This window comes from Aeromonas sp. 604282, from assembly GCF_049170575.1.
GTDB classification, from domain to species: domain Bacteria; phylum Pseudomonadota; class Gammaproteobacteria; order Enterobacterales; family Aeromonadaceae; genus Aeromonas; species Aeromonas veronii_A.
On the sequence record NZ_JAAKMV010000009.1, the window covers coordinates 114,624 to 127,150 of the forward strand.

A 12,527-nucleotide genomic window follows, 5' to 3' on the forward strand; every position below is an offset into this window, starting at 1 on the left:
TGTTGCCGATAGTCGCAGCCTGCCAAGCCACTCACTCCGGGCGCCTACCTAAAATAGTGTCCGGATTTAGTCGACCACTACACAGCACATAAGTCGGCGGATTTCGTTGAACTGCTGGCGGTTGTAGCCGACGAGCTTGCAGACTTTGCTGACATTATTGAGCTCTTTGGCGAGCTCTAGCAGACGGCGTTTCCGACGTACTACATTCTCGTTGGTGGTCATACGTTGGCTCCGGATAATACGATGGGCGTACCATTTTGTTATCCGGTTAGAAGCCGTATGACCACCCCCTTGTTGAACCATAGTCAGATGAATAGTATCTCTACACGTGCAGCGCCAGCCGATATTGTCTCAACGTCATCATTGGACGCCCTGCGATATCATCGACAAACATTATTACCTTGGGAAAAGCCTTAGTTCAAAGTAAGACCTGCATCAACAATGAAATCCTGGCCAGTACAGCCATTGGACTCGTCAGAACCGAGGAAGAGGGCCATGCGAGCACAATGTGAGCCATCGAGACGGAATTTGAGTGCTTGCAGTTCGACAAACTGGTTCACCGCGGCAGGGTCGAGTTGCGCCCACATCGCATCCTGTTTTGGGGTACGGATTGCGCCTGGTACAAGGCTGTTAACCCGAATGCCTCTTGCGCCCAACTCCTGCGCCAGGGTACGGGTGAAACCATGGATGGCGGCTTTTGACAGGGAGTAGCAGACTCTCCCGGGGCGACCCCTCATCCAGTTGATGGATCCCATATTGATGATGCTGCCGCTCCCTTTTTGCTCCATGCCTGGCAGCACGGCTTGGATCGCAAACAACTGGTGACGCAGATTGATATTGATGCGGTTTTCGAAATACTCCTCGGTCAGATCCTCAATTTTGTGGTGATCATCGCTGCCCGCGTTGTTGATCAGGATATCGACACTGCCCAGCTGTTGTTCAATAGTCGTAAAACACGCTTTGAGCAGAGTCAGGTCGGTGACATCGCAAAACAGAAACAGGCAGTCAAGCTCATGCGCGAGTGCTTCGCCTGCTGATTTATCAAAATCGAGGAAGGCGACTTTGGCACCCTGGCTGACAAAGGCGCGCACCAACTCTTCGCCAATGCCACTGGCGCCACCTGTGATAACGGCGACCTTGCCGGCAATAGAGTGATATTGTACTTGCTGGGAATAGTTCATAACTGCTCTCCGTGAGTCATAGATTGAATTCATCTGGCAACATTAGAAAAAGTATTTAACACCAATGCGGATCCGGTATGCTTCTGCATCATAGGCAATATTTCTATCGTACCACTGTAATTCCAGATAAGGCATCCATTGTGGATTGATTCGATAACGGGTTTGACTGGTTAGCTCCCAGTGATGATCTTTCCCATTAGCACTATTGAAATTGTTAACACGAGAAAAATAGTGCGATTCAAAAGTATGGGTCAAGGCTGACGTTATTTTATTGACAATATACAGTGCATATTCATTGGTGTCGTTATTATCGCCATAACCATCAAGATCCGTAGTTAGATAATTTTGATGATTGTAACGGTATCGTGCAATAACGGAAAAGTTATCGGTAAAGTTGTACTTTCCATCCAGATACGCAGAGCCACCAGAGCCAGAGCTAGAGGAGTTAACCAAACCACCGGCATTGACCGAGAGTTTGGTGGTTAAATTTAATAGCGGATACCATCCCTCAATTTCGTTATAACTGTGCTTTAGCTTGTCTAGTTTCTCGGTGTTATACGCATTGCTGGCCATAATCCCGGCACCAGAGTCCCAGTTATAGCCGAGTCGCAACAATAACTCATGTTGGTCGGTAGCAAAGTTAAATGCCTCACGGCTTTCAAAATAACCGCCCGCGAAAGCTGCGTTGCAGCATATAAGAGGGATTAAGCATATTTTGGGGTGGATACGCATAGTGATTGACTCGCCAATGGTAAGTTGATATTAAATCGTGCAGCGATTGGCATGAGGTAAATTAATTACCTCATGCGATGGTTTTTATCAGCCAGCTATTGAATGTTTTGCTTTACCAACTTGTAAGTGGCACAGAAATCCTCACGGCCCAAACCGTTATTCAGGCCTTGCTGGTAAATGTTATTCACCAATTCGACTCCGGGCAGGGTCAGCGCCTCTTCGCCCATGAGGTTCTTCATGATGCCGATATCTTTGGCCATGTTCTCCAGCGAGAAGACTGTGTCGTAGTTCTCGGCGATCAGGGCACCTATCTTGCTGGTCAGATAGAAGTTGCTGCCGCCACCGTAAGAGACGGCGGTGTTGAAGCTCTCTTTATCGATGCCGAAATGATCGGCGGTGGCCAGCATTTCGTTGACACTGTTCTGAATTTGGGCGACCAAGGTGTTGTGCAGCACCTTCATGATCAAACCACGGCCGTTGCCCCCCAGGTGGATCTGGTTGCTGCCCATCATGGCTAGCAATGGCTTGACCTTTTTGTAGGCGGACAGGTCGCCACCTATGTAGATCCCGAGCTCGGCAGCCACGGCGGCAGGGACCGATTTGACCACGGGCGCATCGAGCATCACGGCACCGGTTTCTGCTACCTGGCGGGATAAGGCGATTGACACTGCCGGGTCAATGGTGGACATGTCGATGGTGATCTTGCCGGGGCCAAGGTGTGGCAGCAGTTCGGTATAGACCGCTTTGACGTGTTCGGAGCGCGGTACCATGGAGATGATCACATCCGCATCGGCTGCCAACCTGGCAATGGAAGGGGAGGCGATGGCGCCTGCATCGACCACCCGGGCGACAGCCTCCTGATTGATATCGAATACCAACACATTGCCATCAAATTTTTTGACGATGTTCTTTGACATCGCTTCGCCCATCAGACCAAGACCGATAAAGCCGATAGTTTTCATCCGTTGTTTTCCTTAAATGTGGGTTTAGCAAGACCGGCGATGTCAACACGCATGCTGAACAGCGCACCTGAGAGCGGACGTGCTGCCAGTTCGGCGGCGTCCATATTTTCGCGAGTGGTGGTGATGAAGAGGGTCTTCATGTCTTCACCACCAAAACAGACCATGGTGGGGCAACGTACCGGCAAGGGATATTCGGCCAGCAATACCCCCTCTGCAGAGAAGCGGGCGATACGATGGCCATCAAACAGGGCGCTCCAGTAGCATCCTTCGACATCGATTGCAGCCCCATCCGGGCGCCCTTCGTCGGCGCGGGCTGCAAACTCGCGCAGCAGTTGCCGTTGACCGAGTGAACCGTCGCGGGCCAACGGAGTGCGATAAAGGCGGCGGTTGGGGGTATCAGTGGTGTACATCCAGCGCATGTCTGGGCTGAATGCCAAGCCATTGGCTCCCAGAATGTCGCACTGGATCACCGACATCTGCAGCTCGGCATCAACCCGGCATAGCAGGGCGCCGTTGTAATCTCGTGGGCTCCAGTAAGTGCCCGCATAGAAACGACCCGCCTGATCGGTACCGCCATCATTAAAACGGGCCAGCGCTGGGTTATTGGGGTTATCGGCGACTTTACGCTCAATTTGCCCGTGTTGATCACACAGATAGATCCCGGTGCGCATCGCTGCGATAAAGCCACCCTGTTCGCGCAGGGCAAAACAGCCCACTTCTTCGGGGAAGGGGATTGTCGTCATGGCGCCGCTTTCGGGGTGATAGCGGTGCAGGCAACGCTCGAGAATATCGGTCCAGTAGAGCGCCTGTTCATCAGTGCTCCAGGTCGGGCACTCGGGCAGATGGCCGCGGTAGTCGGCAAGTAGCAGAGCAGGATTAGGCATAGTGAGAAACCTCAAGCAGCATGGAGATCTGCAACTGCCCATTGGCTGGCACAGTGGCCATGGCCAGCGCAGGGTCACCAAAGCCACCGTTGTTGATGGCATCATTGATATGAGAAACCGGCTCGATGGCGATGAAGTCACGATCGGCGGGCGGCAGAAACAGGATGGCGTGAGGCGCATCGGGTGAGCTCAGGGTCACCATCAGCTTCTCATCTGGCCAGCGCACCCGTGCACAGCCACTCCAGTGATGGAAGCAGTTATCGACACTGGCGGGTTCAGGTTTGCGCCAAGTGCGATAGTTCCATTGGGTCGGTAGTGGCGCGAGACCAGTGGGCAGGGACTTGTGGTCGTTGAGTACCACACCGCCTGCGTCGAACTGGATCTCGGCGTGCGCCGCACGGGGAAAATAGGGGTGAAAGCCCAGCCCAGCCGGGACAGCGTGATCGGCCAGATTGTGGTAAGTGAGTATGATATGCAGCGCATTCTCTTGCAGGGTGAAGCGCTGAGTTGCCCGATAAGGCCAGGGCCATTGCGCCGCGGATGCTCCCTGTGCGTCATGGTGCAGGGTCAGCACGACAGAGTCATCATCTGCATCCCCTTCTTGCCATGGCTGCTGCCAGCCGTTGCCATGAATTGAGTGGGGATGATCGCCAAAATTACGCAGCAGGGCGTAATCACATCCGGCGAAGTGAAACCGTCCATGAGCGATACGGTTGGAGTAAGGTACCAGGGGAAAACAGCCCCCCTGGTTGACCGTGACGTTCTGACCATCGGGCAGGGAGCGCAAGATCTCCCTGCCATGCCAGGTCAGTTTGCTGATAGCGCCACCCAGCTCGGGGATGAGCTCCAGATCAAGCGGGCCGCTTTGGCGGTGAAGCCTCTTCATCAGTAAACCTCGCCACCGGATATGCTCAGACGTTCCCCCCGGATCGCGGCGAGCTGTTCACGGGCGCGAGCCAGCAGGTAACTCATGTCGGAGCCGAGCGCCACGAAGCTAAAACCCATCTCTTGATATTTGTTTACCAGCTCGGGGTTGCCACCGACGATCCCGCAAGGCAATCCCAAGCGCTGGCACTTCTCCAGCCCTTCGCGGATCTTGGCTTGCACCTCGGGGTGAGAGGGATTGCCAATATGGCCCATGGCTGCGCTCATATCGCCGGGGCCGATAAAGAAGCCGGTCACTCCTTCAATGGCCATCTCTTCCATGGCATCAATGGCGTCAGGGGTCTCAATTTGCAGGATCAGGCAGAGATCTTCCCGGGCTTTACGCACGAATTCGGGGTCGGCACCGTAACCGGACGCACGATGCACCGCGGCAAAGCCGCGTTTGCCTAGGGGAGGGTAGTAGGCCGCCTCTACCGCTTTGCGGGCTTCTGCTGCACTGTTGACAAACGGCACCATCAGCGATGTTGCACCGCCATCCAGCGCCCGTTTGATCAACACTGTGTCGTTCCAGGCCAGGCGGTAGAGTGGGGTGGTGGCCGGGTTGCTGGCACGAATGGCGCGATCGATGCGGATCGCATCCAGGCTATCGACCGGTACATGTTCCTGGTCCAGCACCAAAAAATCGAAACCGACAGTCGCCATGGCTTCCGCCACCGTATCGCTGCCAGTCATCATCCAGGTGCCCAGTGGGCGTGGACCTTGAGTAATCGCAAGTTTGAACGGATTCATTGTTTGCTCCTTTAAAAAATCGGGGGCTCGGGCACTTTGCTGCCAGCCTGGAGGAAATCGAAGTCACAGCCCTGATCGGCCTGGGTCACATGTTGTTGATAGAGTGCGGCATAAGAGCGTTCATAAACTTTGTGTACCGGTTTGAGCGTGCGGCGGCGCTCGGCCAGCTCTTCATCACTGACCAGCATGTTGAGACGGCCATTGGCGATATCGAGCTCGATGAGGTCACCGGTACGTACCAGTGCCAGTGGGCCACCAATTGCCGCTTCAGGGGCAACGTGCAGGATGCAGGTGCCATAGTGAGTACCGGACATGCGGGCATCGCTGATCCGCACCATGTCGGTGACGCCTTGTTGCAGCAGCTTTTTCGGGATTGGCAGGTTGCCCCACTCCGGCATGCCCGGCGCGCCGACCGGGCCGGCATTGCGCAGGATAATCACTGACTCCTTGGTTACCTCAAGGGCTGGGTCATCGATGTGATCCGAGAGCTCTTGATGGCTGTCAAAGACGATGGCGGGGCCCTTGTGGTGACGCAGTTCGGGTTTGGCGGCAGATGATTTCATCACAGCTCCGTTGGGACACAGATTGCCGCGCAATACTGTCAATGCACATCCACGGGAGAGCGGTACCACAGGGTTATCGAGCGAGCGGATCACGTTGTCGTCATAACATGTCGCGTTGGCAATCCACTGTGCAACGGGACGATTGGTGACCCCGATCGCATCGAGGTGGAGGAATGACTCCACCTTTTTCAGCTGGGCCATCAGACCGCCGGCGAAGAAGAACTCCTCCATCAACTGATCACCAGAGGGAAACAGATTGGCCAGCACAGGGACTTCCCGTGCTACCGACTCCATGTCTTCCAGAGTGAGGTTGATGCCTGCCCGGTTGGCCATCGCAATCATGTGGATCGCGGCATTGGTGGAGCCGCCGAGCGCCATGTAGGCCACTACGCCATTGAGGAAGTTGGCTTGGGTCAGCCAGCGGGAAGGTTTGTGATCATGCCACACCATGTCGACGATGATTTGGCCGCATTGGGCTGCCATCTGGACGTGTCGCGAGTCAGCGGCGGGGATGGAGCTGGCCCCCGGCAACATAAAGCCCATGGCATCGGCGATGGAGGTCATGGTGGATGCCGTGCCCATGGTATTGCAGGTGCCGATGGAGCGAGTCATCGCCCCCTCCAGCTCGATCCAGTCATGCTGGGTAATGGCCCCCAAGCGCAATTGGTCCCAGAACTTCTTGGTATGGGTACCGGCACCGGTGACATGGCCGCGCCATTTGCCGCTCGACATGGGGCCGGCGGGGCAGAAGATCACCGGCAAGTCCATCGAAATGGCACCCATCAGCAGGGCTGGCGTGGATTTGTCGCAACCGCCGAGCAGCACGGCCCCATCGATCGGATGCTGGCGCAGCAGCTCTTCTGCCTCCATCGCCAGAAAGTTGCGATAGAGCATGGTGGTCGGCTTGACCAATACTTCCCCGACCGACAGCGCGGGCAATTCAACGGGGTAGCCCCCCGCGGCCCAGACAGCTCGTTTGACGGCCTCGGCGCGCTCACGCAGGTGGCTATGGCAGGGGCTCATTTCACTCCAGGTATTGATGATCCCGATCACGGGCTTGCCCATGAATTCGTCGCGGTTCAAGCCACTTTGCTGACTGCGTTGACGGTGGGCGAAGGCACGGATGGTGTCGGGGGCATACCAGCGTTGGCTACGCAGCGCCGAGATATCGAGCTTGGCCAGGTTTTCACTGTTGAATGACATAGGAATACCGCTCTCTTTGTCTGATTTGATTAAGGATTAATTCAATAAAAACAGCATGTTAAATTCCCCCATTCTGACCTGCGCGAAGAGGATGGCTGTCAGGCGATGGAGTAGATTGCTCATGTATCCGGTGATGGGGTCTCCGGGGAGAAGCAAGGGCATGGCGTTGTGCCAGCTCCCGGACGATCTGTTGATAGCGGGCATCAGTGAGCGGGTAGAACAGCAACATCAAGGCTGCAGCGCAAATCAGGGCGCAGATCGGGTAGAGAAACATCAGATTAGCGATGCTGCTTTGGGTCTCGGTGCTTTGCGTCGCGTTGGGAACATAGCCTGACCATGCCAGCACCAGCCCGGGAATGAGGCCCGCAAGCGCGGCCGAGCATTTGCGGCAGAAGGTCAGACTGCAGTAGACCAGCCCCTCGGTGCGGATGCCGGTTTTCCATTCCCCATACTCGACGGTGTCAGAGATGAACGCCCAGTTGAGACTGTTGACGAAAGCGGATCCCCACAGGGCTAGGGAGGTAAAGAGGATGTAATCGAGAGCGCTCTCGCTGTAGAGGTAGTTGAGCAGGTCACCGCATATCCACACGCCAATACCGGCCAGATAGACAGGTAGTTTGCCAAAACGGTGCACGGCAAAGGGAACCAGCAATACCCCCAGGTAGATACACCCTATGCTGATGAAGCTCATGTAGGCGATCATCGATACGTCGCCAATCACATATTGGGCGTAAAAAACCTGAACAATCAGCTTGGTGTTGAACGCTGCCAGCGTCAGCAGATTGGCCAGCGCCAGGATGCCCAGCGGACGGTTTGCCAGCACGGCCCGTGCGTTGGTTTGTACTGCCGAAAACCCCGATTCGTTGACAACCGATGGCAGCACATGGCGTTCACGAACTCTGCTGTAGCAAAAGAGTACTGCTGCAGCCCCCATGACCGAATAAATCAGTACCGCAACGCTATAGCCGACCTGTGGCTTGTCAAACAGCAATACCAGCGGCATGAACCCTACCGAGCAGAGCAGTAATCCGGTATTGGCTCCCCCCTGGCGCCAGGCGGCGAGCTCGGCTCGGTCCTGGAGTCGCTTGGTGAGGGCCGGGACCATGGCGCCATAGGAGGCATTGCCAAAACTGTAAAAGGCACCAAACATCATGAACAGCAGGGTAAACAGCACTGTTTTAGCGATGACCGGGAGCTCAACGCTGGTAAACAGGGCGGTGTTGATAAGAGCCAGTGGCACTATGGTCCAGAGCAGGAAGGGGCGAAATTTACCTCTGGGGCCGAGCTCGGAACGATTATCCAGCACGCTGCCGGTCACCAGATCGGTGCAGGCGGTAAAGAACTTCGAAACCAGAAAGATTGCTCCGGCCCATGCTGCCGGAATGGCTGCCACATCGGTCAGGAAGATCAGCAAATAGAGAGTTGTGCAGTTGAGCAGGAAGTTATAGCCGAGATCACCCACTCCGTAGGCCATCTTTTCCTGCCATGCCAGACGGTCACTTGCCACATTGCGATATGTCATGGGATCACATCCTTGAAGAGAGCAACAGCGTGGCCAGCACGCCGCTGCCAGTTGCATGAGAGTCAGCTTTGGGTGGTCGCCACACGGCGGGCACCAAGGCTGGCGATGATCTCTTGATAGCGCTGCTCGTTGAGGGTGTAGAAGAGGGCCATCACCAGTGCCGTTACGATGGCCAGGCTTGCCGGGTAGATGAAAATCAGTCCGGTGATCCCGGCTTTGGCGGCATCGGTTTGCTCCACATTGGGCATATAGCCAACCAGTGCCAGAGCGAACCCGGGGACGAACCCTGCGATAGCTTGCGAACACTTTCTAAAGAAGGTCATGCCGCAGTAGACCAAGCCTTCGGTACGGGTACCGGTTTTCCACTCACCGTACTCAACGGTATCTGAGACAAATGCCCAGTTAAGGCTGTTGACGAAAGAGGTGCCAAAGAACGCCAGCGAGGTGAACAGCACGTAACTCATGACGGTGCCACCGAACAGGTAGTTGGCAATGTCGCCGGAGATCCACAGGCACAATCCGGCCAGATAGACAGGTTTTTTGCCGAAGCGGCGTACCAGCGCAGGCACAGACAACACCCCGAGGTAGATGCACCCCATGCTGACAAAGCTCATGTAAGAGACCATGGAGACATCACCCAGAATGTACTGGGCGTAGAAGACCTGCACGGTGAGTTTGACGTTGAATGCGGAGAGGGTCAGCAGGTTGGCTACTGCCAGCACCAGCAACTGGTTGTTCTTGAGTACCGCCTTGAGCCCCTCCTTGATAGTGGGCTTCTCGACGATCTGGTCAGGGTCATTACCTATGATGGTGTGGTGTTCTTTGACGTTGAGGTAGCAAAAGAGTACCGCCGCCAAGCCGACCGAGGTGTAGGCCAGGGCTGCCACCATGTAGCCGGTCTCCTGGGATTCAAACAACATGGCGATGGGCATGAAACCGACGGTGGCCAGCAACAAGCCAGTGTTGGCTCCGCCCTGACGCCAGGCTGCCAGCTCTGCGCGATCCTGAACATTTTTGGTCATAGAGGGCACCATGGCGCCATAGCTGGCATTGCCCAAGCTAAAGAACAGGCCAAAGGCCATAAAGCAGACGATGAACAGGGTGGTCTTGGTCTCGCTGTCGAGCTCAAAATTGCAAAACAGCAACATGTTGCAGACAAACAGCGGCACTATGGTCCAGAGCAGCATCGGACGAAACTTGCCGCGAGGTCCGAAGCTCTTGCGGGTGTCAAGGAAAATGCCGGTGCCCAGGTCGGTGAAGCCGGTGAACACTTTCGCCACCAAAAAGATGACGCCTGCCCACGCCGCATTGATACCTGCTACATCGGTCAGAAATTTAAGCAGATAGAGGGTGGTGATATTCAATACAAAGTTGTAACCAAAATCGCCGACGCCATAGGCAAGTTTTTCCCTAAAAGGCAGTCTGCTTTCGATATGCGCCTGAACAACCATTTTATTCTCCATAGTGTGGAATCCATCCGGCAGTCCAATAATCGTAGCGATGCGATTGTTGGCGCAAGGGTGATTGTTGAAAAGTGGGATCCAGATCGAGAGATTGCGCTGGTGGTTAAGGATTCTCTTACAAATGGTGTTTGCAAGCGGGCCAAACGTTTTCATGTGGCGGGTGTTGATTGGTGATCGAGATCGCTGTTTGGGTTTTACGCGATTGAAATGAAATCGTAGCGCTATTATTGTGTTTGCGAGCAAGCGGGGATGGCCCGACTAAACAGGAGCTTATGCAATGCAACTCGAATTTTCGTCACAGGCGTTAACGATTCAGCACCAGCACCAGCAGCAGTTGTTATTTTCTCATCAAGCGGATGCCCCGGCGTTTTATATAGGCAAGGGCCGGGAAAAAATGGAAATTTATCGCGGCAACTTTGACATCGAAGACTACATCGAGTCTCGCGTTGCATTGGCTCATATCGAACAGGTTGACAACAACCTGTTTGTTTTTGCCCCGAATGCCTTTACTCCTGCTTTGCTACAGGTGGCAGTGGTGTGTGATGGCGATGATGTGATGCTTTATCCGACCATACTGGACGAGGCATATAACCGCTTTTGGGTCAGATTGCCGGCCGAACGTAAAGAGCATGTCTGGGGTTGTGGCGAGCAGATGTCCTATTTCGATTTGCGTGGTCGTCACTTTCCGTTGTGGACGTCAGAGCCCGGTGTTGGTCGCCATCCCCACAGCGAGATCAAATGGAAAGCCGATGTGATGGGCAAAGCCGGTGGGGATTACTACCACACCAACTATCCGCAACCCACGTTTGTCTCCTCTCGCAAATACAGCTGCCATATCGACACCACCGCTTATGCCGATTTCGATTTTCGTCACGAAGGGTTTCATGAGCTGCAAGTGTGGGCGATCCCGCAGGCCATCGAGTTGCGCACCGCAGAGAGCTATCTGGGCATTATCGAAAAACTGTCTGCCCGGTTTGGCCGCCAGCCCAGGTTGCCGGAGTGGGTTTACAAGGGGGCGATCCTTGGTCTGAAGGGGGGGGAGGTCAATACCTTCAGTCGTCTGGAAAACGCCCTTGACCATGGTATCAAGGTTTCGGGTCTGTGGAGTGAAGACTGGTGCGGCTTGCGGGTCACCTCGTTTGGCAAGCGCCTGTTCTGGGACTGGGATTGGCAGCACCATCAGGATCGCTACCCCAATCTGCCCGCCAGGATCAAGGCGCTCAATGACCAGGGCATCGAGTTCATGGCCTACGTCAACCCCTACCTGTGTGAAGATGGCAAGCTGTTTCCAATCGCCAAAGAGTTCGGCTATATGGCGCTGGACAAGGATGGTCAAGTTGCGCTGGTCGACTTTGGCGAATTCTATTGCGGCTGTGTCGACTTTACCAATCCAGACGCCATGGCCTGGTTCCGTGATACCGTGCTGCGTAAAAACATGCTGGACATGGGGATCAAGGGGTGGATGGCTGACTTTGGCGAGTACCTGCCGACCGATAACATCTACCTGCACAACGGTGTCGATGCCAAGCTGATGCACAATGCCTGGCCGACTCTGTGGGCCCAGTGCAACGCTGAAGCGATCGCGATGAACGGCCAAACCGGTGATGCCCTTTTCTTTATGCGAGCCGGTTACACCGGGGTGCAGCAATACTGCCCGCTACTGTGGGCAGGCGATCAATGTGTCGATTTCAGCCGTCACGACGGTCTGGTCACGGTGATCTCGGGGGCGCTCTCCTCCGGTATGTTGGGGAACGCGTATCACCACTCGGATATCGGTGGCTACACTTCACTGTTTGGCAACCGTCGAACCAAGGAGCTGTTTGACCGCTGGGTTGAAATGGCTGCCTTTACCCCAGTCATGCGTACCCACGAAGGTAACCGCCCTGATGAGAACTTCCAGTTTGACCAGGATGGCAGCACGTTGGCGCATTTTGCCCGGATGACCCGAGTTTATTGCCACCTGACTCCTTACTTGCGTAGCCTGGTGGATGACGCGGCCGAGAAAGGGTATCCGGTTCAACGTGCCCTGATGCTGCATTTTGAACATGATCCCGAGACCTACGTCATACAGGATCAATACCTCTATGGGTCAGAGTTGCTGGTGGCACCGGTTCACCAAGGGGATGTGCGTGAGTGGACAACTTACCTGCCTGCAGGTGAGCAGTGGACGCATGTCTGGAGCGGCCAACGCTTTACAGGGGGCCAGCGGGTCACTCTGCCTGCACCGATTGGCCAGCCCCCGGTGTTCTATCGTGCCAAAAGTCCCTGGGCTTCGCTGTTTGCCGAGCTAAAGGATCTGGCGTAAATCGCACCGGCGTTCGCCATAGAGGATGCGACCCGGAT

At 55.2% G+C, this 12,527-nt stretch carries 11 protein-coding genes and 1 pseudogene; 2 read left to right on the top strand and 10 right to left on the bottom strand.

Translation table 11 applies throughout. The annotated features are described in order from the left end of the window. Positions 1–93: 93 nt before the first annotated feature. The 10 genes and pseudogenes from G5367_RS12480 to G5367_RS12525 all read right to left on the bottom strand — a co-directional run. Positions 94–222 (bottom strand): annotated as a pseudogene (locus tag G5367_RS12480) (IS481 family transposase); the annotation flags it as partial. Between the two features lie 191 nt (positions 223–413). Then, positions 414–1,181 (bottom strand): SDR family NAD(P)-dependent oxidoreductase, encoded by a 768-nt coding sequence (locus G5367_RS12485; RefSeq protein ID WP_216953421.1) that lies wholly within the window; start codon positions 1,179–1,181, stop codon positions 414–416. Positions 1,182–1,223: 42 nt separating this feature from the next. Further along, on the bottom strand, positions 1,224–1,913 hold the full coding sequence (gene ompL / locus G5367_RS12490; protein WP_421244287.1) for a porin OmpL: 690 nt from the start codon (positions 1,911–1,913) through the stop codon (positions 1,224–1,226). Between the two features lie 95 nt (positions 1,914–2,008). Continuing rightward, positions 2,009–2,875, bottom strand: a complete 867-nt coding sequence (locus G5367_RS12495) for an NAD(P)-dependent oxidoreductase (protein ID WP_421244288.1) — start codon at positions 2,873–2,875, stop codon at positions 2,009–2,011. Beyond that, a complete protein-coding gene (locus tag G5367_RS12500) occupies positions 2,872–3,759 on the bottom strand; it encodes an SMP-30/gluconolactonase/LRE family protein (protein WP_421236283.1) in 888 nt (295 codons plus the stop codon). Before G5367_RS12500 ends, G5367_RS12495 begins: the two co-directional genes overlap by 4 nt. Then, entirely contained in the window at positions 3,752–4,645 is an 894-nt protein-coding gene (locus tag G5367_RS12505; RefSeq protein WP_421244289.1) for an aldose 1-epimerase, read from the bottom strand. Before G5367_RS12505 ends, G5367_RS12500 begins: the two co-directional genes overlap by 8 nt. Next, positions 4,645–5,433, bottom strand: coding sequence for an HpcH/HpaI aldolase family protein (locus G5367_RS12510; RefSeq protein ID WP_421244290.1), 789 nt, complete (start codon positions 5,431–5,433; stop codon positions 4,645–4,647). Before G5367_RS12510 ends, G5367_RS12505 begins: the two co-directional genes overlap by 1 nt. Positions 5,434–5,444: 11 nt before the next feature. Further along, on the bottom strand, positions 5,445–7,199 hold the full coding sequence (araD, locus tag G5367_RS12515; protein WP_421244291.1) for an L-arabinonate dehydratase: 1,755 nt from the start codon (positions 7,197–7,199) through the stop codon (positions 5,445–5,447). 58 nt (positions 7,200–7,257) lie between these two features. After that, entirely contained in the window at positions 7,258–8,721 is a 1,464-nt protein-coding gene (locus tag G5367_RS12520; protein ID WP_421244292.1) for a glycoside-pentoside-hexuronide (GPH):cation symporter, read from the bottom strand. Between the two features lie 62 nt (positions 8,722–8,783). Further along, entirely contained in the window at positions 8,784–10,172 is a 1,389-nt protein-coding gene (locus G5367_RS12525) for a glycoside-pentoside-hexuronide (GPH):cation symporter (RefSeq protein WP_041234289.1), read from the bottom strand. Between G5367_RS12525 and G5367_RS12530 the strand changes: the two genes are divergently transcribed. Further along, positions 10,155–10,358 (top strand): hypothetical protein, encoded by a 204-nt coding sequence (locus G5367_RS12530; protein ID WP_421244293.1) that lies wholly within the window; start codon positions 10,155–10,157, stop codon positions 10,356–10,358. The two genes, G5367_RS12525 and G5367_RS12530, sit on opposite strands and share 18 nt — an antisense overlap. Positions 10,359–10,461: 103 nt before the next feature. Further along, positions 10,462–12,489 carry an alpha-glucosidase gene (locus G5367_RS12535; protein ID WP_421294416.1) on the top strand — a complete coding sequence of 676 codons (2,028 nt, stop codon included), beginning with the start codon at positions 10,462–10,464 and terminating at the stop codon, positions 12,487–12,489. Positions 12,490–12,527: the final 38 nt, after the last annotated feature.

Coding starts and splice junctions, on each gene's coding strand:
- G5367_RS12500 (WP_421236283.1), bottom strand. CDS start 3,759: ATGCCTAATCCTGCTCTGCTACTTGCCGACTACCGCGGCCATCTGCCC.
- G5367_RS12525 (WP_041234289.1), bottom strand. CDS start 10,172: ATGGTTGTTCAGGCGCATATCGAAAGCAGACTGCCTTTTAGGGAAAAA.
- G5367_RS12485 (WP_216953421.1), bottom strand. CDS start 1,181: ATGAACTATTCCCAGCAAGTACAATATCACTCTATTGCCGGCAAGGTC.
- G5367_RS12535 (WP_421294416.1), top strand. CDS start 10,462: ATGCAACTCGAATTTTCGTCACAGGCGTTAACGATTCAGCACCAGCAC.
- ompL (WP_421244287.1), bottom strand. CDS start 1,913: ATGCGTATCCACCCCAAAATATGCTTAATCCCTCTTATATGCTGCAAC.
- G5367_RS12520 (WP_421244292.1), bottom strand. CDS start 8,721: ATGACATATCGCAATGTGGCAAGTGACCGTCTGGCATGGCAGGAAAAG.
- araD (WP_421244291.1), bottom strand. CDS start 7,199: ATGTCATTCAACAGTGAAAACCTGGCCAAGCTCGATATCTCGGCGCTG.
- G5367_RS12510 (WP_421244290.1), bottom strand. CDS start 5,433: ATGAATCCGTTCAAACTTGCGATTACTCAAGGTCCACGCCCACTGGGC.
- G5367_RS12530 (WP_421244293.1), top strand. CDS start 10,155: ATGCGCCTGAACAACCATTTTATTCTCCATAGTGTGGAATCCATCCGG.
- G5367_RS12495 (WP_421244288.1), bottom strand. CDS start 2,875: ATGAAAACTATCGGCTTTATCGGTCTTGGTCTGATGGGCGAAGCGATG.
- G5367_RS12505 (WP_421244289.1), bottom strand. CDS start 4,645: ATGAAGAGGCTTCACCGCCAAAGCGGCCCGCTTGATCTGGAGCTCATC.